This is a genomic window from Amycolatopsis sp. NPDC051045 (assembly GCF_040682955.1).
In the GTDB taxonomy this organism is placed as follows: Bacteria; Actinomycetota; Actinomycetes; order Mycobacteriales; family Pseudonocardiaceae; genus Amycolatopsis.
In genome coordinates this window covers 149,462-174,774 of sequence record NZ_JBFBCC010000011.1, presented here as the reverse complement: position 1 = coordinate 174,774, position 25,313 = coordinate 149,462, and the positions used below count along the sequence as shown (strand labels likewise).

Annotated in this window: 1 protein-coding gene; it reads right to left on the bottom strand. The window is 75.4% G+C overall.

Annotation, left to right across the window (positions count from 1 at the left end; translation table 11 throughout):
* Positions 1-7 precede the first annotated feature (7 nt).
* On the bottom strand, positions 8-25,297 hold the full coding sequence (locus AB0M80_RS25750; RefSeq protein ID WP_364569714.1) for a type I polyketide synthase: 25,290 nt from the start codon (positions 25,295-25,297) through the stop codon (positions 8-10).
* Positions 25,298-25,313 lie beyond the last annotated feature (16 nt).

Sequence of the window (25,313 nt, the reverse complement as noted above, 5' to 3'; positions counted from 1 at the left end):
GACGGCCTCAGCCCTCCCGCTCGAGTCCGGACCCGTCGCCGAGCCGGCCCAGTTCGTGGTCGATGAAGGCGAACACCTCGTCCGTGCTGGCCGCGTCGAGCCGCTCGGAGACGTCTTCGCCGGCGGGCTCCGCGTCGGCGATCTTCGCCAGGAGCCGGCGCAGCCGGGCCGCGACGTCCGCCTCCGCGAACCCGCCCGCCGCGGCGACCAGCTCTTCGAGCCGGTCGAGCTCGGCCGGCAGCGAGGTCGCGGCGGCCGGGGCCGGCGCCAGTTCCGCCCGCAGGTGCCCGGCGAGCCCGGCCGGGGTCGGGTAGTCGAAGACGAGCGTCGCCGACAGGGTCAGCCCGGTCGCCGCGGTGAGCCGGTTGCGGAACTCGACCGCGGTCAGCGAATCGAAGCCCAGCTCACGGAACTCGAGCCCGGCCCCGACCTGGTCGACCGGGTGCCCGAGCACCGCCGAAACCTGGGTGCGCACCAGGGACAGCAGCGTCCGTTCCTGCTCGCTCTCCCGCATCCCGGCCAGCTGCACCCGCAGGTCCGCCGCGGCCGCCCGGTTCGGCCCGGCGGCCGCACTGCGGCGTCCGGGACGGCCCACCGGGCGAAGCAGCCACGGCAGCTCGCCGCGCGTGCGCAGGGCCGGCAGGTCGACGCGCACCGGGACGAGATTCGCGACGTCACCGGCCACCGCGCGGTCGAACAGCTCCGTGCCCTGCTCGGCGGCCAGCGGGGGCATGCCGCCGCGGACCATCCGTTCGCGGTCGGCGTCGGCCAGGTCGCCGGTCATGCCGGTGTCCCAAGCGCCCCACGCCAGCGACAGCCCGGCCAGCCCCCGCCCGCGGCGGAGCTCGGCGAGGGCGTCGAGGAAGGCGTTGGCCGCGGCGTAGTTGGCCTGGCCCGGGGTGCCGATGGTGCCGGCGACCGAGGAGAACAGCACGAACCCCGCGAGCGGCCGGTCCGCGGTGAGTTCGTGCAGGTGCCAGGCCGCGTCGAGCTTCGGCGCGAAGACCGTCTCCAGCCGCCGCGGCGACTGCGACGCGAGCACCCCGTCGTCGACGACACCGGCGGTGTGGACGACAGCGGTCAGGTCGGGCACTCCGGCCAGCACGGTGGCGAGCGCGTCCCGGTCGCTGACGTCGCAGGCTTCGACCCGGACGTCCGCCCCGGCTTCTTCCAGCTCGGCGACCAGCGCGTCGACGCCGTCGGCGGCCGGGCCACGACGGCTCAGCAGCAGCAACCGGCGGGCGCCCCCGGCCACGAGGTGCCGGGCGAAGACCCGCCCCAGGCCACCGGTCCCGCCGGTGATGAGCACCGTGCCGTCGGGGTCCCAAGCGGCACTTTCCCGGGGAAGGGCCGCTCGGGTCAGGCGGGCGACGCTCAGGGTGCCGTTGCGCAGGAGCAGCTGCGGTTCGCCGGTGGCCAGGGCCGCGCGGATGCTGTCGCCGTCGGGCTCGTCGACGTCCAGCAGCACGAACCGGCCCGGCTCCTCCGACTGCGCCGAGCGCACCAGGCCCCAGACGGCGGCCGCGGGCAGGTCGGCCCCGGTCGTGGCGCCGCGGGTGACGAACACCAGCCGCGGGGCCGGGCTCTGCAGGTGCTCCAGCACTTCCGCGGTGAGCGCGTGGGCCGAAGCCGCCGCGTCCGGGGCGCCGGTGACCGGGATGGCGACGACGTCGGCGCCGGACGCCAGCGCGGTCGCCAGGTCCGGGTGCGCCTCGCAGCCGAGGACTCCGGCGAGGCCGTCGCCGACGACCGCCCAGGTCTCTTCGCCCGGCTCGGGCACCGGGACCGGGGTCCAGGTGAGCCGGAACAGCGCGTCGGCCTCGGCGGGGGCTTCGGCCGCGCGGAGGGTGACGCCGGTGGCGGTCAGGACCGGCTTCCCGGCGTCGTCGGCCAGCGCCAGGGTCACGGAGTCACCGCCCGCGGGGGTGATCCGGACGCGGGCGCGGCGCGCGCCGGACGCGTGCAGGGTCACGCCGGTCCAGGCGAACGGCAGCCCGGCCGGGGCGCCCTCGCCGAAGCCGATGGCCTGCAGGGCCGCGTCGAGCAGCGCGGGGTGCAAGCCGAACCGGCCGGCTTCCACGCCGTCGGGCAGGGCCAGTTCGGCGTAGACCTCGGCGCCGGAGCGCCAGACGCGGTGCAGGCCCTGGAACGCGGGCCCGTAGGCGAACCCGGCTTCGGCAGCCTGAGCGTAGAAGTCCGCGAGGTCCGCTTCGACGGCCCCTGCCGGCGGCCAGGCTTCGGGCAGTGGCTCGGCGGCCACGGCGCGCGGGGCCAGGGTGCCGGTCGCGTGCCGGGTCCAGGCGTCGTCGGCCCGCGAGGAGATCGTCAGCTCGCGACGGCCGGCCTCGTCCGGCTCCCCCACGGCCAGCTGCAGCACGACGGCGCCGTCCGGGTCGAGGACCAGCGGCACGGCCAGGGTCAGGTCTTCGACCGCGGCGCAGCCGACCTCGTCGGCCGCGCGGACCGCCAGTTCGAGGAAAGCCGCCCCGGGGAACAGGATCGTGCCGCCGACGACGTGGTCGCGCAGCCACGGCTGAGTGGCCGCGGACAGGCGTCCGGAGAAGACCACCCCCGGCGAGTCGGCCAGGGCGAGGGTCGCGCCGAGCAGCGGGTGCCCGGCCGGGGCGAGGCCGAGGCCGGTGGCGTCGCCGCCGGCGGCCGGCAGCGGCCAGAACCACTCGTGCTGGAAGGCGTACGTCGGCAGCGCCACCCGCTGGGCCTTCGGGAAGCGGGCGGCCCAATCGACGGCGACCCCGGCGACGTGCAGCCGGGCGAGGGCTTCGGCGACCGCGGCGGCTTCGTCGCGGTCCTTGCGCTGCACCGGGATCACGTGCGCGGCCGGCTCGTCGACGACCGCGGTGAGCGTGGCGTCCGGGCCCAGTTCGGCGAACACCGTCACGCCGGACGCGGTGAGCCGCCCGATCGCGTCGCCGAAGCGGACGGTGTCGCGGATCTGGCTGACCCAGTACGCCGGGGAGGTGACGTCGCCCGCCGACACGACCGGCACCCGCGGCTCGGCGAAGTCCAGCTTCGCGACGACCTCGCCGAACTCGGCGAGCATCGGTTCCATCAGCACGGAGTGGAAGGCGTGCGAGACGCGCAGGCGCCGCTGCTTGGAGAACTTCGCCGCGACCGCGACGACGGCCTCTTCGTGTCCCGAAAGGACGACCGAGCCCGGTCCGTTCACCGCCGCGACGTCGACCCCCTCACTGATGAACGGAAGAACGTCTTCTTCGGACGCCCGCACCGCGACCATGACGCCGCCGGTGGGCAGCGCACCCATCAGCCGGGCCCGCGCGGACACCAGCGCGCACGCGTCCGGCAGGGACAGCACCCCGGCGACGTGGGCGGCGGCGATCTCGCCGACCGAGTGGCCGGTGACGAAGTCCGGGTGCACGCCCCACGACTCCAGGAGGCGGAACAGCGCGACCTCGAAGGCGAACAGCGCGGGCTGCGCGAACTCGGTGCGGTCGATCCGGTCCTCATCGTCCAGCGCCGCGCGCACAGCCGGGTCCAGCAGGGCGAGGACCTCGTCGAACGCGGCCGCGAACACCGGGTGCGCGGCGGCGAGCCCACGGCCCATGCGAGTGCGTTGCGAACCTTGGCCGGCAAAGAGGAACGCGACCGGCGGAGCGACGCGGGCCTCGCCGCGCACGACCCCGGCCGGGGTGTCCCCGGCGGCGATCCCGCGCAGCCCGGCGACGACCTCGGCGAGGTCACCGGCGACGACGGCCGCGCGGTGGGTGAACGCCGCACGGGTCACCGCGGCCGCGTGGGCCAGGTCGGCCGGCGCCGGGCCGGCCGCCTCGAGGTGGTCGGCCAGGCGGGCGGCCTGGTCCCGCAGAGCTTCCGGCGTCCGGCCGGAGACCACGACCGGCACCGGACCGGGGTCGGCCGCGGCGGGCCGGGACGCGGGCCGGTCGGCCGGCTGTTCGAGGATGACGTGGGCGTTGGTGCCGCTGATCCCGAACGACGAGACCGCCGAGCGGCGGACGCGGCCGGTCTCGGGCCAGGCGGTGGTCTCCGGGACCAGGTCGACCGCGCCTTCGGTCCAGTCCACGTGCGACGACGGCTCGGCCGAGTAGCGGGACTTCGGGACGACGCCGTGGCGCATGGCCTGCACCATCTTGATCACCCCCGCGACCCCCGCGGCGGCCTGGGTGTGCCCGATGTTGGCCTTCACCGATCCCAGCAACAGCGGGGTTTCCCGGTCGCGGCCGTAGGTGGCCAGGAGGCTCTGCGCCTCGATCGGGTCGCCGAGCGGGGTGCCGGTGCCGTGGCCTTCGACGACGTCCACGTCGGACGTCGAGAGGCCCGAGACCGTCAGCGCCTGCCGGATCACCCGCTGCTGCGAGGGACCGTTGGGCGCGGTGAGACCGTTGGACGCGCCGTCCTGGTTGACCGCCGACCCGCGCACCACGGCGAGGATCTCGTGGCCGTTGCGACGGGCGTCGGAAAGCCGTTCGAGCAGGACCACGCCGACACCCTCGGCCCAGCCGACGCCGTCGGCGGAGTCGGAGAACGACTTGCACCGGCCGTCGGCGGCCAGGCCACCCTGCGCCGAGAAGTCCACGAAGGCCCCCGGGGTCGCCATGACGGTGACGCCACCGGCGATCGCGAGTTCGCAGTCGCCGGCGCGCAGGGCCTGGGCGGCCCAGTGCATCGCCACCAGCGACGACGAGCACGCCGTGTCGATCGTGACGGCCGGGCCTTCGAGGCCGAGCGCGTAGGCGACGCGGCCGGACATGACGCTGCCCGCGGTGCCGATGCCGAGGAAGCCGAGGGCCTCCTCCGGGAACTGCACGCCTTGGCCGTAGTCGTGGTACATGACGCCGGCGAAGACGCCGGTCCGGCTGCCGCGCAGGGAAAGCGGGTCGACGCCGGCGCGTTCGACGACCTCCCAGGAGACCTCGAGCAGCAGGCGCTGCTGCGGGTCCATCGCGAGGGCCTCGCGCGGCGAGATCCCGAACAGGCCGGGGTCGAACATCCCGGCCTCGCCGAGAAAACCGCCTTCCCGGACGTAGGAGCGGCCGCGGTCGGCGCCGAAGAGCCCGGCGAGGTCCCAGCCGCGGTCGGCCGGGAACGGCCCGACGCCGTCACCGCCGTCGAGGACCAGCTGCCACAACTGCTCGGGCGAGGTGACCCCGCCGGGGTAGCGGCAGGCCATCGACACGATGGCGACCGGGTCGTCGGACACCGGTGCCTTGACCGTGGTGCGCGCGACCGGGGCGTCCTCCCCGGCCAGCTCGCCGCGCAGGAACCCGGCCAGCACGACCGGGGTCGGGTGGTCGAACACGAGCGTGGCCGGCAGCCGCAGGCCGGTCGCGCCGGCGAGCTGGTTGCGGAACTCGACCGCGGTGAGGGAGTCGAAGCCGAGGCCGCGGAACTCGCGCTCGACGTCGACGCTCGCGGCGTCGAAGCCGAGCACGGCGGCGACCTGGGTGCGGATGACCTCCAGCAGCGCCTTGTGCTGCTCGCCCTCGCGCAGGCCGGAGAGCCGGTCACGCAGGGCGTTCGCGGCCGGGGTGGCGCGGCCCGCGCCGCGGCGGCCCTTGCGGCCGACCGGGCGCAGCAGCCACGGCGGCTCGGCCAGGGCGCGGATCCGCGGCAGGTCCATCAGCGCCGGGACGAGCACGGGTTCGGTGAGCGCGACGGCCCGGTCGAAGAGCGCGCAGCCCTGCTCGACCGGCAGCGGCGGCATGCCCGCGCGGGTCATCCGCTCGCGGTCGGCGTCGGTGAGGGTGCCGACCATGCCGGTCGCCCACGCGCCCCACGCCAGGGACGTCGCGGCGAGGCCGCGGGCGTGCCGGTGGGCGGCGAGCGCGTCGAGGAAGGCGTTGGCGGCGGCGTAGTTCGCCTGGCCCGGCGAGCCGATGGTGCCGGCGACCGAGGAGAACAGCACGAAGGCGGCGACGTCCCCGGCGAGCTCGTGCAGGTTCCAGGCGGCGTCGGCCTTCGGGCGCAGCACGGTTTCGAGGCGGCCGGCGTCGAGCGAGCCGATGACGCCGTCGTCGAGGACGCCGGCGGCGTGCAGGACGGCGGTCAGCGGGCGGTCGGCCGGGATGCTGCCGAGGAGCTTCGCGGCGGCGTCGCGGTCGGCGAGGTCGCAGGCGGCGACGGTGACTTCGGTGCCGTGCGCGGCGAGTTCGGCGACCAGTTCGACGATCCCGTCGGCGTCCCCGCCCCGGCGGCTGGCGAGCAGGACGTGCTTGACGCCGTACTCGGCGGCCAGGTGCCGGGCGAAGACGCGGCCGAGGCCCCCGGTGCCGCCGGTGATGAGGACGGTGCCGTCCGGGTTCCACCGTGGCCGATCGGAAGCCTTCGGAGCGCGGCCGAGCCGGGCGGCGCGGGCGGCGCCGTCGCGCAGGAGCAGCTGCGGTTCCCCGGTGGCGACGGCGGCGGGCAAGCCCGCGAGGGATGCGTCGTCGACGTCGGCGAGCACGAACCGGCCGGGGTTCTCGGTCTGCGCGGAGCGGACCAGTCCCCAGACGGCGGCCGCGGCGAGGTCTTCCCCGGCGACGGCGCCTTCGGTGACGAAGACGATGCGGGTGGTCTCGTTCGGGGTCTGGAGGATGGTGAGGACGTCGGTGGTGACGCGTCGCACGTCGGCGAGCACGTCGGTGCCGCCGTGCACCGGGACCAGCAGCACGTCCGGCTCCGCGGCCAGCGCCGCGGTGAGGTCCGGGTACTCCGTGCCCAGGTCCGCGAGCCGGGAGCCCAGCACCGCGTAGGTCCCCTCCGGTTCGGCGCCGGGCAGGGGCACCCAGTCGAGGCGGAACAGCGTCTCCGGACCGGACTCGACCGGCGTCGCCGCCCGGAGGGTCAGCGAGTCCACCGACAGCACCGGCGCACCCGTCTCATCGGCGAGGTCCAGGGTCACCGAGTCGTCGCCGGCGCGGGTGATCCGCGCGCGGACCCGGCTCGCGCCCGCCGCGTGCAGCTCCGCGCCCGCCCACGAGAAGGGCAGCCCGCCGGGTACTGAGCCAGCGAAAGAGATCGCGTGCAGCACGGAGTCGAGCAGGGCCGGGTGCAGGCCGTATTCTTCGGCGTCGTCGCCCGGGAGCTCGGCTTCGGCGAAGACCTCGCCGTCGCGCAGCCAGACCCGCCGCAGGCCGCGGAACTGCGGGCCGTAGGCGAAACCCGCTTCGGCGAAGTTGTCGTAGAACCCGGTCAGGTCCACTTCGGACGCTCCGGCGGGCGGCCACTCCCCGAAGGGCCCCGGGAGGCCGGTCGGGAGCGTGCCCGGGGCCAGGACGCCGGTGCCGTGCCGGACCCACCCGGCGTCGGCGCGTGAAGACACGCTCACCTCTCGTCGGCCGTCCGCGTCCGGGGCGCCGGCCACGACCTGCACGAGCGTCGTGCCGGACAGCACCAGCGGCGCCGCCACGGTGAAGTCCTCCACCCGGCCGCAGCCGACCTGGTCACCGGCTCGCACCACCAGTTCGAGGAACCCGGCGCCGGGGAACAGCACCTGGCCGCCGATCACGTGCTCGTCGACCCACGACGGCGACAGCCGGCCCGAGAAGACGACCTCGCCGGAGCCGGCCACCTCGGTGATCGCGCCGAGCAGCGGGTGCCCGGCCGCGGTGATGCCGAGCTGGTGCGCGTCCGGGACGAGCCGCGGCCAGTACCGCTGCCGTTGGAACGCGTACGTCGGCAGCGCGACACGCCGGGCGCCGGTGCCTTCGAACAACGCTTCCCAGCCGACCGGCACGCCGTTGACGTGCAGCGCGGCGAGTGCGGTGACGGCGGTGGTCTCCTCGTCGCGTCCGGCGCGCAGCACCGGGGCCAGGACTTCCCCGTCGACGAGCGCGGTGAGCACGGCGTCCGGGCCCAGTTCGGCGAACGCCGTGACACCGGCTTCGAGCAGGCGCGCGGTCGTGTCGGCGAACCGGACGGTGTCGCGGACCTGCCGCACCCAGTACTCGGGCGAGGTGAAGTCGCCGATCACCGGGATCTCCGGCTCGCTGAACGTCAACCCGGAGACGACCACGCGGAACTCGGCCAGCATCGGGTCCATCGCGGCCGAGTGGAACGCGTGGGACACCGTGAGCCGCTTGGTCTGCTCGAAGCCCGCGGCCGCGGTCAGCACCGCGTCCTCGGTGCCGGACAGCACCACCGACGACGGCCCGTTCACCGCGGCGAGGCAGACGTCGTCCGACAGCAGCGGCCGCACGTCGTCCTCGGTGGCGCGCACGGCGACCATCGCGCCGCCGGACGGCAGGGCCTGCATGAGCCGGGCGCGCGCCGCGACGAGCGTGCACGCGTCGGCCAGCGACAGCACTCCGGCGGAGTGCGCGGCGGCGATCTCGCCGACCGAGTGCCCGGCGAGGAACGCCGGCCGCACGCCCCAGGAGCGCAGCAGGCGGAAGAGGGCGACTTCGAGGGCGAAGAGCGCGGGTTGGGCCCAGCCGGTCTCGTCGAGCAACGCGGGGTCGTCGCCGAAGACGACTTCGCGCAGCGGACGCGGCAAGGCGGCGTCGAGGTGCGCGCAGACCGCGTCGAAGGCGTCGGCGAAGACTCCGAACCGCTCGTAGAGCCCGCGGCCCATGCCGAGCCGCTGCGAACCCTGGCCGGTGAACAGGAAGGCGACCGTCCGGTCCCGCGCGACCCCGCGGGCGACCGGTGAGCCGTCGACCAGCACGGCGCGGTGTTCGAACGCCGACCGCGTGGTGGCGAGCGAGAAGCCGGTGTCGACCGGGTCGAGGTCGTGGGGCAGGGTGGCGAGCTGGGCGTCGAGCGCGGCTTCGGACCGGCCGGAGACGACCCACGGCACCACACCCGGTGTGACGACACGCTCCGGCGAGACCGGCGTGGCCGCCGGAGCCTGCTCGATGATCACGTGCGCGTTGGTGCCGGACAGCCCGAACGACGAGACGCCGGCCCGGCGCGGGTGCCCGTTCTCCCGCCAGTCGACGGCTTCGGTGAGCAGCTCGACGCCACCCGAAGTCCAGTCGACGTGGGTGGAGGGCTCGGTCACGTGCAGGGACGCCGGGATCCGGTCCCGTTGCAGGGCCAGGATCATCTTGATCACCCCGGCGACGCCGGCCGCGGCTTGGGTGTGGCCGAGGTTGGACTTCACCGAACCCAGCAGCAGCGGCCGTTCGCGCTCGTGCCCGTAGGCGGCCAGCAGCGCCTGCGCCTCGATCGGGTCGCCGAGGGTCGTGCCGGTGCCGTGGCCTTCGACGACGTCCACTTCGGACGGCCGCAGCCCGGCACTGGCCAGGGCCTGCCGGATCACCCGCTGCTGCGAGGGCCCGTTGGGCGCGGTGAGGCCGTTGGACGCGCCGTCGGAGTTGATGGCCGAACCGGCCACCACCGCGAGGACGTCGTGGCCGTGGCGGCGCGCGTCGGACAGCCGCTCGACGACGAGGACGCCGGCCCCTTCGGACCAGCTCGTGCCGTCGGCCGAGTCGGAGTACGCCTTGCACAGCCCGTCCGGCGCGAGGCCGTTCTGCCGGCTGAAGCCGACGAAGCCGACCGGCGTGGCCATCACCGTGACGCCGCCGGCGAGCGCAAGATCGCACTCTCCCGCGCGCAGCGCCTGCGCCGCGAGGTGCAGGGCGACCAGCGAAGACGAACACGCGGTGTCGATCGTCATCGCCGGGCCTTCGAGCCCCAGGACGTACGACAGACGACCGGAGACGACGCTCGCCGCGACACCGGTGCCCGCGTGGGCCTCGACATCGGTGGCGGAGCGCACGATCACCCCGGCGTAGTCCTGGCCGTTGGTGCCGACGAAGACGCCGGTCCGGCTGCCGCGCAGGCCGGCCGGATCGATGCCGGTGCGCTCCACGGCCTCCCACGACGTCTCGAGCAGCACGCGCTGCTGCGGGTCCATCGCGAGGGCTTCGCGCGGGGAGATCCCGAAGAACTCGGGGTCGAACTCGGCGGCGTCGGACAGGAACCCGCCGCGGTCGACGTAGCTGCTGCCGCGCCCCTCACCGGCCAGCGCCGACATGTCCCAGCCGCGGTCGGCGGGGAATTCCGTGATCGCGTCGCGGCCCTCGGCCAGCAGCGTCCAGAGGTCCTCGGGCGTGCGGACGCCGCCGGGGAAGCGGCAGCTCATGCCGACCACGACGATCGGGTCGCTCGTGTCCCCGGCCGGGCCCGCCACGGCGGACACCGGCGCGTCGCCGCCGAGGACTTCAGCGAGGAGGAACTCGGCCAGTGCGAGGGGGTTCGGGTGGTCGAACACCAGTGTCGCGGGCAGGCCCAGCCCGGTCGCGGCGTCGAGCCGGTTGCGCAGCTCGATCGCGGTGAGCGAGTCGAACCCGAGGTCCGAGAACGCCCGCCTGGCCCCGATTTCCGCGGTGCCCGCGTGCCCGAGCACCGTGGCGACGTGTTCGCGGACCAGGTCCAGCAGCACACTCGCGCGTTCGGTGGCGGGCGTCGCGAGCAACCGCGTCGCCAGCGCCCCGACGGCCGCGGGTGCGGCGGCCAGCTCGGCGACGACCCGGCGGACGACCGGCAGGTCGGCCAGCAGCGGGCTGCGGCGGACGCTCAGCAGCGGCCGCAGGACGTCGGCGTTCTGGATGTCGGCGACCACGAGCTGCGCGGCCGGGCCGCCCGCGTCGGCGAGCACGGTGACGGCGAGGGCGGGGTCCAGCCCGCCGCCGAGGCCGGCGGCCATGCCGTCGCCCGCCCAAGCGCCCCAGGCGATCGCCGTCGCGGCCTGCCCGCGGGCGCGCCGCGCTTCGGCGAGCGCGTCGAGCACGGCGTTGGCGGCGGCGTAGTTGGCTTGGCCGGGGTTGCCGACGGCGCCGGCGACCGAGGAGAACAGGATGAACGCGTCGAGGTCGCCGGCCAGCTCGTCGAGCAACTGCGCCGACTCGACCTTCGCGCGGAAGACGGCGTCGAAGCGGTCCGGGGTGAGGCCGCCGAGGACGCAGTCGTCGAGGACGCCGGCCGCGTGCACCACGGCGTCGGGCCGGTGCGTGCTGAGCAACCCGGTGAGCTGGGCGCGGTCGGCGACGTCGCAGCGGGCGACGACGACCCGCTCGTCGGGGCCGGGTTCGCCGCCGGAGCGGCTCGCCAGCACGACCCGGCCGGCGCCCTGGTCGAGCAGCCACTTCGTGACGTGCCGGCCGAGCGCGCCGGTACCGCCGGTGACGAGGACGGTGCCGCGCGGCCGCCACGGCGTGCTCGCGGCGGTGGCCGGGGTGAGGCGGCGGCCGTAGACGCCCGAGGCCCGGACGGCGATCTGGTCGTCGTCCCCGGCGAGAGCACCGGCGAACCGGGCGAGCAGGCGTGCGTCGAGGTCGGCCGGGAGGTCGGCGAGGCCACCCCACCGGCGCGGGTACTCCAGCGCGGCGACGCGGCCGAGACCCCAGACGGCGGCCTGCGCGGTCGCGGTGAGCGGGTCGGCCGGGCCGGTGGACACGGCGCCGCGGGTGACGCACCACAACGCCGTGTCGGCGCCGAGGTCGTCCAGGGCCTGGATCAGCGCGGTGGTGCCGGTGAGGCCGGTGGTCTCGTCGAGCGCGAGGAGCGACACGACCGTCGGCTCCAGGTGGTCGCGCAGCAATTCGGCCAGTTCGGCGCGATCCACGGTGGACACGGTCAGCGACGTGCCGAGCGCATCGGTGACCTCGCGGGCCCACGGGTCGTCGGCGAGCGAGGCCGGGACGAGGACCAGCCGGCCGGCAGTGGTCGCGGTCGTGGTGGTCAGGGGCCGCCACTCGACGCGGTAGCGCCAGCCGTCCACGACGGACTGCCGCTGTCGCCGGGCGCGCAGGGCGGACAGCGCCGGGACGACCGATGCCAGGGCCGGGGCGTCGACCTGGAGGTCGGCGGCCAGCTCGGCGAGGTCGCCGTGCTCGACCACCGACCAGAAGGAGTCGTCCGCGGCGGTGCGCGCGGCCGGTTCCGGCCAGTAGCGGCGGTGCTGGAAGGCATAGGTGGGCAGGTCCGTGCCGCGGGCGCCGGTGCCGGCGAACCACGCGGCCCAGTCGATCCGGGTACCGGCGGTGTGCAGGGCGGCCACCGCGGCGGCCACGGCGGCGCGGTCGTCGCGGTCGCGGCGCAGCACCGGGACGACGGTCGCGCCCGGGACGTCGACCATTCCGGTGAGCACGGCGTCCGGGCCCACCTCGACGAACGACCGCACCCCGCGCTCGGCGAGCCCGGCGACGGCGTCGGCGAACCGGACGGTCCCGCGCACGTGCTGGACCCAGTACTCCGGGTCGGTGACGTCGCCGGAAGTGACCACCGGGATCTCCGGCTCGGCGAACGCCAGCCCGGTGACGACCGCCCGGAAGCCGTCGAGCATCGGGTCCATCAGGGGCGAGTGGAAGGCGTGGCTCACGGTGAGCCGCTTGGTCTTCCCGAAGTGCGCCGCCACTTCCAGCACGGCGTCCTCGGTGCCCGAGAGCACGACCGAGCGCGGGCCGTTCACCGCCGCGAGGGCGACTTCGCCGGTCAGCAGCGGGCGAACGTCCTCTTCGGACGCTTCGACCGCGACCATCGCGCCACCCGCGGGCAAGGCCTGCATCAAGCGGCCACGAGCCGACACGAGCGCGCACGCGTCGGCCAGGGACAGCACCCCGGCGACGTGGGCGGCCGCGATCTCACCGACGGAGTGCCCGGCGACGAAGTCCGGCCGCACGTCCCACGACTCGAGCAGCCGCACCAGGGCGACCTCGATCGCGAACAACGCGGGCTGCGCGTGGCCGGTCTGCGCCAGGGCGTCGGCGTCCACGCCCCAGATGACCTCTCGCAGCCCGGGTTCGAAGAAGGCGAGCACCTCGTCGAGCGCGGCGGAGAAGGCCGGGTAGGCCTCCGAGAGTTCGCGGCCCATGCCGAGCCGCTGCGCGCCCTGGCCGGTGAACAGGAACGCCTGCACGGGCGGGCGGCCGGCCTCGGTCGACCCGGTCAGCGCCCGCAGCTCACGGATCGCCGCTTCCGGTTCGCCGGCGACGACCGCGGCGCGGTGCGCGAAGCTCGCGCGGGTCGTGGCCGCGGCGAAGGCGACGTCGAGCAGCTCGCCGGACGCCTCCAGCCGGGCGGCGAGGCGGGCGGCCTGGTCGCGCAGCGCCTCGGCGGTCCGGCCGGAGACGACGAGCGGCACCGGCGTCGCGGCGATCTCTTCGCGCGGCTTTTCCGGGCGCGGCTCGGGGGCTTCGAGGATGACGTGGGCGTTGGTGCCGCTGATCCCGAACGACGAAACCCCGGCCCGGCGCGGCCGGTCCACCGCGGGCCACTCGACGGCTTCGGACACGACCTCGACCGCGCCGGCCTCCCAGTCCACATGGGACGACGGTTCGCCGACGTGGAGCGACTGCGGCACGATTCCGTGCCGCATCGCTTCGATCACCTTGATGATCCCGGCGACGCCGGCGGCGGCCTGGGTGTGCCCGATGTTGGACTTGATCGAGCCCAGCAGCAGCGGCTTCACCCGGTCCTGGCCGTAGGTGGCGAGCAGCGCCTGGGCTTCGATCGGGTCACCCAGCGTCGTCCCGGTCCCGTGCGCTTCGACGACGTCGACGTCCGAGGTGGACAGTCCGGCGTTGGCGAGCGCGGCGCGGATGACGCGTTGCTGCGAGGGCCCGTTGGGTGCGGTGAGGCCGTTCGACGCGCCGTCCTGGTTGACCGCGGAACCCCGGACCACGGCGAGGATCCGGTGGCCGTGGCGCAGCGCGTCGGACTGCCGCTCGACGACGAGCAGGCCCGCGCCTTCGGACCAGCCGGTGCCGTCGGCGTCGTCGGAGAAGGCCTTGCAGCGGCCGTCCGGCGCCAGGCCGCTCTGGCCGCTGAACCCGATGAACCCGCCCGGGGTGGCCATCACGGTCACGCCACCGGCCAGGGCGAGGTCGCACTCCCCCGCCCGCAGCGACTGCGCCGCCAGGTGCAGCGCCACCAGCGACGACGAGCACGCCGTGTCGATGGTCATCGCCGGGCCCTCCAGGCCCAGCACGTACGACAGACGGCCCGAGGCGACGCTCGCGGCCAGGCCGGTGCCGGTCTGCCCGCGCAGGTCGGCGTCGGTGGTCATGAGCAGGTCGGAGTAGGTCTGGCCGTTGGTGCCGACGAACACGCCGGTGCGCGAGCCGCGCAGGCCGGTCGCGTCCAGCCCGGCGCGTTCGAAGGCCTCCCAGGACACTTCGAGCAGCAGCCGCTGCTGCGGGTCCATCGCGACCGCCTCGCGCGGGGAGATCCCGAAGAACGCGGCGTCGAACTCGGCCGCGTCGTCCAGGAAGCCGCCCGCCTGCGTGTCGCTGGCGGCCAGCGCGGCGGTGTCCCAGCCGCGGTCGGCCGGGAAGCCGGAGACGGCGTCGCCGCCCGAGGCGACCAGGTCCCACAGCCCGTCGGGTCCGGTGACGCCGCCGGGGAACCGGCAGGCCATGCCGACGACCACGACCGGGTCGTCGGACACCGGGCCGGTCGCCACGACGGCGGGGCCGGTGCCGGCCGAGCCGACGAGCTCGCCGCGCAGGAACTGCGCGACCGCGCCCGGGGTCGGGTAGTCGAACACCAGCGTCGAGGGCAGCCGCAGCCCGGTCACGGCGACGAGCCGGTTGCGGAACTCGACCGCGGTCAGCGAGTCGAAGCCGAGCTCGCGGAACTCCCGCGCGGTCTCGACGTCGTCGGGCGCGTGGCCGAGGACGGTACCGACCTCGGTGGCGATCCGGCCGGCGAGCAGGCGCAGCTGCTCGGCCGGGCGCATCCCGGCCAGCTGCTCGCGCAGCGAGCCGCGCACGTGCTCGGCGTCGCCGCCCGCGCGGCGGCGGCCCGGCCGGGCGACCGGGCGCAGCAGCCACGGCAGCTCGCCCTGGGCGCGCATGGCCGTCATGTCGACGCGCATGGGGACGACCACGGCGCTCGGCGAGCGGGTCGCGCGGTCGAACAGGCGGATGCCCTGCTCGACGGTCAGCGGCGGCACGCCACCGCGGGCCATCCGCTCGCGGTCGGCGTCGGTGAGCGTGCCGACCATGCCGGTTTCCCAGCCACCCCAGGCCAGGGACAGCGCGGCGCGGCCCCCGGCGTGGCGGCGCTGGGCGAAGGCGTCGAGGAAGGCGTTGGCGGCGGCGTAGTTGCCCTGCCCGGCCGAGCCGACGGTGCCGGCGACCGAGGAGAAGACGATGAACGCCGTCAGGTCGAGGTCGCGGGTCAGCTCGTCGAGGTGGACGACGGCGTCGGCCTTGGGCCGCAGCACGGTGTCCAGGCGTGCGGGGTCGAGCGAGGCGACGACGCCGTCGTCGAGGACGCCGGCGGTGTGCACGACGGCTCGCAGCGGGTGCGCGGCCGGGATCCGGGCGAGGACGGCGGCGAGCTGGTCGCGGTCGGCGACGTCGCAGGCCTCGATGGTGACGTCGATACCCAGCTGGTCGCGCAGCTCGACCGCACCCGGGGCGTCGAGCCCGCGACGGCTGGTGAGCACGAGGTGCCGGACGTCGTGGGTGCGCACGAGGTGCCGGGCCAGCTCGCGGCCCAGCCCGCCGGTGCCGCCGGTGATGAGCACGGTGCCGTCGGGTTCCCAGCGCGGCGGCAGGGTCAGCACGATCTTGCCGACGTGCTTCGCGCGGCTCATGTGCCGGAACGCGGCCGGGGCCTGGCGCAGGTCCCAGCTCCGGATGGGCAGCGGCGTCAGGACGCCGTCGGCGAAGAGCCGCAGCAGCTCGCCGAGCAGCTCGGCGGTGCGGTCGGGCCCGGCCTCGCCGAGGTCGAACGCGCGGTAGCGGACCCGCGGCAGCGCGGCGGGGTCACGGATGTCGGTCTTGCCCATCTCGAGGAACCGGCCGCCGTCGGCGAGCAGGTTCAGGGAGGCGTCGGCGAACTCGCCGGCGAGGGCGTTGAGCACGACGTCGACGCCCGCGCCGCCGGTGACGCGGCGGAAGTCGGCTTCGAATTCGAGTGAGCGGGAGGAGGCGATGTGGTCGTCGGCGACACCGAGCTCGCGCAGGACGTGCTGCTTGCCCGCACTCGCCGTGGCGAAGACCTCGGCGCCGAGGTGGTGGGCCAGCTGGATGGCGGCCATGCCGACACCGCCGGCGCCCGCGTGGATCAGGACCTTCCGGCCGGGCTTGAGGTCCGCGAGGTCGACCAGCGCGTAGTAGGCGGTCAGGAACACCAGCGGGACGGACGCGGCGGTGCGCGCGGACCACCCGGCGGGCACCGGCGCGAGGTAGCGCACGTCGGAGACGCTGTGGGTGCCGAAGGAGCCGGGCAGCATCCCGAAGACGCGCTCGCCGACGCGGGCCGGGTCGACGCCCGGGCCGGTCGCCTCGATCACGCCGGCGCCTTCCGCGCCGAGGTCGCCGAGCTTGCCCGGGTACATGCCGAGCACGGACAGCACGTCGCGGAAGTTGAGCCCGGCCGCTTCCAGGCGGACCCGGACGTGCCCGGCGGGCGGGTCGTCGAGGACGTCCGGGCACGCCTCGGCACCCAGGTCGTCGATCCCCGCGGGGCCGGCGGTGAGCCGCCACGCCGGTCCCGCGGGAGGCAGGAGGTCGCCGTTGCCGGCCAGGCGGCCGAGCCGGGCGACGCGGACGCTTTCACCGCGCACGGCGAACTGCGGTTCACCGGAGACGACGAACCCGGTGCCGGGCAGGGCGGCGCCGGCTTCGAGGTCGACGAGGACGAACCGGTCGGGCTGCTCGGACTGGGCGGAGCGGATCAGGCCCCACGCCGCCGCGGCGGCCGGGTCGGCGATCCGGTCGCCGGGTTCGACGGCGACGGCTTCGCGGGTCACGAAGACGACCCGGCGGGCCCGTTCGTCTGCGCTCTGCAGCACGGACAGCGCGCGGGCGGTGACTTCGCGGACCGAAGTGAGCAGGGGGTGCTGGGGCGCGGCGACCGCACCGGCGGAACTGCCGTTCGCGAGATCGGCCGCGCCGGAGGCCTCGCTACCGGAACCGCCGGCCGCCACGGCGGCCGAGCCACCGCTGCCCGGACCACCAGCCGAGAGCGCAGCCGGGCCAGAAGCCGTGAACGGCTCGTCCGGGCCATCGCCGATCGGGACCAGGAGGACATCCGGCTCCAAGGCCAGTGCCTCGTCGAGGTCCGCGCACGGGCGGGCGACCGTCGCCAGCAGGGGGTCGTCGCCCAGCAGCGCCCACGTTCCGGCGGGCGCGTCCTTGGCCAGGGCCGCCGGGACCCACGTCGTCTGGAAGAGGGAGTCGTCGTCCTCGTCGCGCTGGGCCGCTTCGCGCAGCTGCAGCGACTGGACCGTCAGGACCGGCGCGCCCGTCTCGTCGGTGACGGCGATCGCCACCGACTCGCGGTCGACCGGGGTGATCCGGGCGCGGATCCGGGTCGCGCCCGAGGCGTGCAGCGACACCCCCGACCACGCGAACGGCAGACCGCCCGCGATCGTGTCGAGCCGCTGGAGGGCGTGCAGGACCGCGTCGAACAGGGCCGGGTGCAGGCCGTAGTCGCCGTCGGCTTCGCCGGGCAGCTCGGCTTCGGCGAGCAGCGCGTCGCCGTCGAGCCAGGCCCGGGTCAGGCCGCGGAAGACGGGTCCGTAGACCAGGCCGGTCGCGGTCAGCTCGGCGTACACAGTGGACACGTCGACTTCGGTCGCCCCGGCGGGCGGCCACTCGCCCACCGCGGCGGCCGGGTGCTCGCCGACCGCGGCGAAACCGACTGCGTGCTGCACCCACTCCGCGTGCGGGCCGGTGCCGCGGGACGAAATGGTCAGCTCGCGGCGCCCGGCGTCGTCGGGGCCGCCGGCCGCGATCTGCAGCAGCACCGGCTCGTCCGGGCGCAGCCACAGCGGCGCGGCGATGGAGAGGCTCTGCACGGCCGAGCAGCCGACCTGGTCCGCCGCGCGGACGGCCAGGTCGAGGAACCCGGTGCCGGGGAACAGCACGTGCCCGCCGACGACGTGGTCGGCCAGCCACGGCTGCGCCTCCGTCGACAGCAGCCCGGACAGCACGACACCGCCGGAGTCGGCGAGGTCGACGGCGAAGTCCAGCAGCGGGTGCCCGGCCGGGGTGAGCCCGAGGCGCTCGACCGCGCCGCGGCCCGGCACGACCCGCGGCCAGTAGTGCTGCCGCTGGAAGGGGTAGGTGGGCAGGGTGATCCGCCGGGCGCCGGTGAACCACGGGGTCCAGTCGACGTCGGTGCCGGCGACGTGCAGCCGCGCCAGTCCGGTGAGGACGGTCTCCGGTTCCGGGCGGTCCTTGCGCAGCAACGGCGTCACGAGCGCGCCGGGCTCGTCGACCATCGCCGAGAGGACCCCGTCGGGGCCGATCTCGACGTACGCCGTGACGTCCATCTCCGCGAGCACGTCGGCGAAGCGGACGGTGTCGCGGACGTGGCGGACCCAGTACTCGGGGTCGGTGACGTCGCCGGCCGTGCCGACCGGGATCCGCGGCGGCGCGAACGTGAGCCCGGTGACGACCGCGCGGAACTCGTCGAGCATCGGGTCCATCAGGTGCGAGTGGAACGCGTGGCTCACCTTGAGCCGCTTGTCCTTTTCGAACTGCGCCGCTACGCGCAACACGGCGTCCTCGGTGCCGGACAGCACCACCGCGCGCGGGCCGTTCACCGCGGCGATGTCGACGCCGTCCACCAGCCGCGCGCGAACGTCCTCTTCGGACGCTTCGACCGCGACCATCGCCCCGCCGCGCGGCAGGGCCTGCATCAGGCGGCCGCGCGCCGTCACCAGGGTGCCCGCGTCGGCCAGGGAAAGGACACCCGCGAGGTGGGCGGCCGCGATCTCCCCGACCGAGTGCCCGGCGACCCGGGCGGGCCGGACGCCGTGCGCCTCGACCATCCGGGCGAGGGCGACTTCGAGCGCGAACAGCGCGGGCTGCGCCCAGCCGGTCTCGGCGAGCAGGCTCGCGTCGTCGCCCCACAGGACGTCGCGCAAGCCGGGGTCGAGGTGCCCGAGGACCTCGTCGAGCGCGTCGGCGAACGGCTTCGAGGTCGCGTACAGCTCGCGGCCCATGCCGAGCCGCTGGGAACCCTGCCCGGTGAAGAGGAAGCCCACCGAGGGCGCGTCCCCGGCTCCGCGCGCGACCTCGCGGACGCCGTCCGGCGTGGCCAGGAGCACCGCGCGGTGCGGGAAGCCCGCCCGGGCGGTGACCAGGGAGTACCCGGTGTCGAGCGGGTCGAGCCCGGCCTCGGCGATCCGCTCGATCTGGGCCGCGAGGGCGTCCTCGGTCTTGGCCGAGACGACCCACGGCACGACCGGGAGTTGGCGCCGGGGCGTGGCCTCGACCGGACGCGGCTCCGGGGCTTCCAGGATGACGTGGGCGTTGGTGCCGCTGATCCCGAACGACGAAACCCCGGCCCGGCGCGGCCGGTCCACCGCGGGCCACTCAACAGCCTCGGAGACGACCTCGATCGCCCCCGCTGCCCAGTCCACATGGGACGAGGGCTCGCCGACGTGCAACGACTGCGGCACGATCCCGCGCCGCATGGCCTCGATCACCTTGATGACCCCGGCGACGCCGGCGGCGGCCTGGGTGTGCCCGATGTTCGACTTGACCGACCCCAGCAGCAGCGGCCTCGACCGGTCCTGGCCGTAGGTCGCGAGCAGCGCCTGCGCTTCGATCGGGTCACCCAGCGTCGTCCCGGTCCCGTGCGCTTCGACGACGTCGACGTCCGCAGTGGACAGTCCGGCGTCGGCCAGCGCGGCGCGGATGACCCGCTGCTGCGACGGGCCGTTCGGCGCGGTGAGGCCGTTCGACGCACCGTCGGAGTTGACGGCGGACCCGCGCAGGACGGCGAGGATCTCGTGCCCGGCGCGGATCGCCTCGGATTGCCGGGCCAGCACCAGGACGCCGACCCCTTCGGACCAGCCGGTGCCGTCGGCGTCGTCGGAGAAGGCCTTGCAGTTCCCGTCGGGAGCCAAGCCGTTCTGGCCGCTGAAGCCGACGAACCCGCCCGGGGTGGCCATCACGGTGACACCACCGGCCAGGGCGAGGTCGCACTCCCCCGCCCGCAGCGACTGCGCCGCGAGGTGCATCGCGACCAGCGACGACGAACAAGCGGTGTCGATCGTCATCGCCGGGCCCTCGAGACCCAGCACGTAGGACAACCGCCCCGACACGACACTGCCGGCGATGCCGGTGCCGGTCTGCCCGCGCAGTTCGACGTCGCCGGTGAGGAACAGGTCGGAGTAGGTCTGGCCGTTGGTGCCGACGAACACGCCGGTGCGCGAGCCGCGCAGGCCGGTCGCGTCCAGCCCGGCGCGTTCGAGCGCCTCCCAGGAGACTTCGAGCAGCTGACGTTGCTGCGGGTCCATCGCGACGGCTTCGCGCGGTGAGATGCCGAAGAAGCTCGCGTCGAATTCGGCGGCGTCGTAGAGGAAGCCGCCCGCGCGGGTGTCGGACGCGGCGAGCGCGGCCGCGTCCCAGCCGCGATCGGCCGGGAAGCTCGACACCCCGCTGCGGCCCTCGGCGACGAGGTCCCAGAGGTCTTCGGGGCTCTCGACCCCGCCGGGGAACCGGCAGGCGACACCGACCACGACGATCGGGTCGTCGTCCCGCCGGCCGCTGGTCACCGCGGTGGGCGTGGCCGGCCCGCCGAACAGCTCGGCCAGCACGAGCCGCGCGACCGCGACCGGCGTCGGGTGGTCGAACACCAGCGTCGAGGGCAGCCGCAGCCCGGTGACCGCGGCCAGGCGGTTGCGCAGCTCGACCGCCGTCAGCGAGTCGAAACCCAGTTCGGAGAAGGACTTCTCGGCGCCGACGGCGGACGGGCCGGGGTGGCCGAGGATGGTCGCGGCGCGGCCGCGGACGAGGTCGGTGACCTTCGCGAGCCGCTCGTCGTCGCTCAAGACGCGCAGCTGCCCGGCGAGGCCGGCGGCGGCCGCGGACGTCGTCGAGGCCGAGCGGCGGATCCCGCCGGCGAGCCCGCGCAGGAGCGGCGGCAGCTCCTCCAGGAGGCGCAGCGCGGCGAGGTCGACGGCGACCGGCACGACCACCGGCTGCGGCAGGGTCACGGCGGTGTCGAACAGCGCGAGGCCGTGCTCGAGTGCCAGCGGCGGCATGCCCGAGCGGGCCATCCGCGCGCGGTCGGCTTCGGTGAGCGAGCCGGCCATGCCGACCGTCCAGGAGCCCCAGGCCAGGGCCAGCCCGGGCTGGCCGGTGGCGCGGCGGTGGGCCGCGAGGGCGTCGAGGAAGCTGTTGGCGGCGGCGTAGCTGCCCTGCCCGGCGCCGCCCATGATCCCGGCGACCGAGGAGAACAGCACGAACGCGGCCAGGTCATGGGTCAGCTCGTGCAGGTGCCACGCGGCCGCGGCCTTGGCGGCCAGTACCGGGGCGAGCCGTTCGGGGGTGAGGGCGGTGACGACGCCGTCGTCGAGCACGCCGGCCGCATGGACGACCGCGGTCAGCGGGTGCTCGGCTGGGATCGCGGCGAGCGCGGCGGCCAGGTCGGCGCGGTCGGCGACGTCGCAGGCGCGGATCTGCACGTCGACGCCGAGTTCGTCGCGCAGTTCCCGCGCACCGGGCGCGTCGGGGCCGCGGCGGCTGAGCAGCAGCAGGTGCCGGACGCCGTGCTCGCGCACGAGGTGCCGGGCGAATTCGGCCCCGAGGCCGCCGGTGCCGCCGGTGATCAAGACCGTCCCGCCGGGGTCCCACGACCGCGGCTCGGCACCGTCGGTCCGGGCGCGGGCGAGGCGGGCGGCGCGGGCGGTGCCGCCGCGCAGCAGGAGCTGGGGTTCGTCGAGGGCGAGGGCGCGCTTGAGCACGTCGTCCGAGGTCTCGGCGTCGGCGTCGACCAGGACGAAGCGGCCCGGGTTCTCCGTCTGGGCGGTGCGGATCAGGCCCCACACGGCCGCGGCGGCGAGGTCCTCGCCGTCGATCGCGCCTTCGGTCACGAAGACCAGCCGGGAAGCCGCGGACCGCTCGCCGGCCAGCCATTCCTGCGCCAGTTCGAGGGCGCGCGTGGTCAGCGTGGTGAGACCGTCGAGGGTGCCGCCGTCGGTGGTCAGCCGGACGAGGGTGACGTCGGTGGCGCCCTCCGGGGGCAGCACGACCGGCACCCAGCGCGGCTCGAACAGCGAGTCCACCTCGGACTGCGCAGAGACGGCTTCCGAGCGCACCGAGCCGATCGACGCCACCGGCCGGCCCGCGGTGTCGGTGAGGGCCAGCGACAGCCCGTCGCCGGGGCGGATCCGGACCCGGACCCGGGCCGCGCCGGCCGCGTGCAGGGACACCCGGGTCCACCGCGTCGGGTAACCGGATTCCCCGGCCGCTCGCAGAACGTTCTCGAGGAGCCGCGGGTGCAGCCCGAAGCGAGCCGTCTCGGACTCGTCCTCACCGAAGGCGACTTCGATGTCCTCGTCGCCGTCCGCGAAGTCCTCGTGGTGAGCCCCGGTGGCGAGGACGCCTTCGGCGCGCCGGGTCCAGCTGCCGGCACCGGCGGACCGGGTGTGGATGTCGAGGCGACGGCGGCCGGTCGCGTCCGGCTCGCCGACCGAGAGCTGCAGGTCGACGGCCTCGTCGGCGGCCGGCTCCAGCGGCGCGCCGAGGGTGAGTTCTTCGACCAGGTCGCAGCCGAGGTCGAGGCCCGCGCGCAGGGCGAGTTCGACGAACCCGGTGCCGGGGAACGGGCCATCGGTGAGCCACGGGTGGGTGCGCGCGGAGATGCGCCCGGTCAGCAGCAGGCCGTCGGACCCGGCCGGAGCCAGGGACGCGCCGAGCAGCGGGTGTGCGACCGGGTCGAGGCCGAGCCCGGCGGCGTCGGCCGCGACGTCCACTGTGGATGGCCAGAACCGCTCGCTCTGGAACGGGTACGTCGGCAGCGGCACGCTGCGGGCGCCGGTACCGGCGAAGAACGTCGTCCAGTCGACGCGCACGCCGGCGGTGTGCAACCCGGCCAGCGCCGCGGTCAGGGCCGCGGTCTCGTCGGAGTCGCGGCGCACCAGCGGAATCGCGGTGACGTCCGGGGCGGTGAGGCCGATCAGCGGGGTCAGCGCGGCGTCCGGGCCCAGCTCGGCGACCACCGAGACACCGGCCTCGGCGAGCCGGCGCACGGAGTCGGCGAACCGGACCGGCTCCCGGACGTGGCTCACCCAGTACTCGGGCGAGGTGACGTCGCCCGCCGCGATGAACGGCAGCACCGGCTCGGCGAACGTCAGCCCGGACACGACCTGCCGGAAGTCCGCCAGCATCGGGTCCATCCGCGAGGAGTGGAACGCGTGCGACACCGAAAGCCGGCGCGGGCGCTCGAAGTGCGCGGCCGCGGCCAGGACGGCGTCTTCGGCGCCGGACAGCACCACCGAGCGCGGCCCGTTGACCGCGGCGAGGGAAACGTCGTCGCTCAGGTACGGCCGCACGTCTTCTTCGCTCGCGCGGACGGCGACCATCGCACCGCCGGCGGGCAGCGCCTGCATCAGCCGGGCGCGCGCGCCGACCAGCAGGCAGGCGTCGTCGAGCGACAGCACGCCGGAGACGTGCGCGGCGGCGACCTCGCCGACGGAGTGCCCGGCGACGGAGTCGGGGCGGATGCCCCAGGATTCGAGGAGCCGGAACAGGGCGACCTCGACCGCGAACAGCGCGGGCTGCGCGTGCCCGGTCCGGTCGAGCGCGGCCGCGTCACTGCCCCGCAGCACCTCGCGAACGGCCGGGTCGAGCCGGTCCAGGATGGCGGCGAGGGCGTCGGCGAACACGGGGAACCGCTCGGCCAGAGCGCTGCCCATGCCGAGCCATTGGGCGCCCTGCCCCGTGAACACGTAGGCCAGCGCGGGTGGCCGGGCCACCGAACCCGTGACGACGCCGGGAGCGTCTCCGTCGGCCAGCCAGGTGGTCAGCGCGGCCCGGGGGTCGGGTCCGAGGACACTCAGGCGCTCTTCGAACGCCGAACGGGTGGTGGCCAGCGAGAAGGCGACGTCGAGGACCTCGGCGCCCGACGTGGCCTCGACGACCTGGGTGACCTGCGCGCGCAACGCGGCGGGGGTACGCCCCGACAGCAGCCACGGCGCCGGAATCTCAGCCCGTTCGATCGAGGTGGCCGGCGTGGCGGGCGCCTGTTCGATGAGCACGTGGGCGTTGGTGCCGCTGACGCCGAAGGACGAGACACCGGCGCGGCGCGCGCGGTCCACCGCAGGCCACGGCTGGGTTTCGGTGGCGAGCCGGACCGCGCCCGCCGACCAGTCCACATGGGACGACGGGGGGTCCGCGTGCAGCGTCCGCGGCACGACGCCGTGCCGGATCGCCTCGACCACCTTGATGATCCCGGCGACCCCGGCGGCGGCCTGGGTGTGCCCGATGTTGGACTTGATCGAGCCCAGCAACAGCGGGATGTCCCGGTCCTGGCCGTAGGTGGCCAGCAGGGCCTGGGCTTCGATCGGGTCGCCGAGCTTCGTGCCGGTGCCGTGCGCTTCGACGACGTCGACGTCGGACGCAGCCAGTCCGGACGCGGCGAGCGCGGCGCGAATCACCCGCTGTTGCGAAGGACCGTTGGGGGCGGTGAAGCCGTTGGACGCGCCGTCGGAGTTGACCGCGGTGCCGCGGACCACGGCGAGCACCTCGTGCCCGTGGCGCTGCGCGTCCGACAGCTTTTCCAGCACCAGCACGCCGACGCCTTCGGACCAGCCGGTGCCGTCGGCTGCCTCGGAGAAGGCTTTGCAGCGGCCGTCGGCGGAAAGCCCGCCTTGGCGGCTGAACTCCAGCAGCGACCCGGGCGTCGACATCACGTTCACACCGGCGGCCAGCGCCAGGGTGCACTCCCCCGCCCGTAGCGCCTGGGCGGCCAGGTGCACCGCGACCAGCGACGACGAGCACGCCGTGTCGACCGTGACGACCGGGCCTTCGAGCCCGAGCGTGTAGGCCACCCGGCCGGACAGCGCGCTCGCCGCGATGCCGGTGCCGACCGAACCGTCGGCGTCGGCCAGCGAGCGGACCATCAGGTAGGCGTAGTCCTGCCCGTTCGTCCCGGCGAAGACCCCGGTCCGGCTGCCGCGCAGCCGCCGCGGGTCGATACCGGCCCGCTCGATCGCCTCCCAGGACACCTCCAGCAGGAGCCGCTGCTGCGGGTCCAGGGACACCGCCTCGCGCGGCGAGATCCCGAAGAACCCCGCGTCGAAGTCCGTGACGCCGTCGAGGAACCCGCCGGCCTGGCTGACGCCCATGCCCCGCTCGTCGACCCCGGCACCGGTGACCGCCTCGACGTCCCAGCCGCGATCGGCCGGGAACGGCCCGATCGCGTCGCCACCGTCCTCGAGGAACCGCCACAGCGCCTCGGGGCCGCGGACGCCGCCGGGGAACCGGCAGCCCATGGCCACTATGGCGATCGGTTCCGTGGCGGCGGCGCGCAGCTGCTGGTTCTGCCGCTTGAGCCGCTCGGACTCCTTCATCGCGGCACGGAGTGCTTCGACGACCCGGTCGCTCGGGGTGGACATGTGTCAGCTCCGTAGG

Excerpts from the sequence above, each read along its gene's own strand:
- AB0M80_RS25750 (WP_364569714.1), bottom strand. The coding sequence starts at position 25,297 with ATGTCCACCCCGAGCGACCGGGTCGTCGAAGCACTCCGTGCCGCGATG.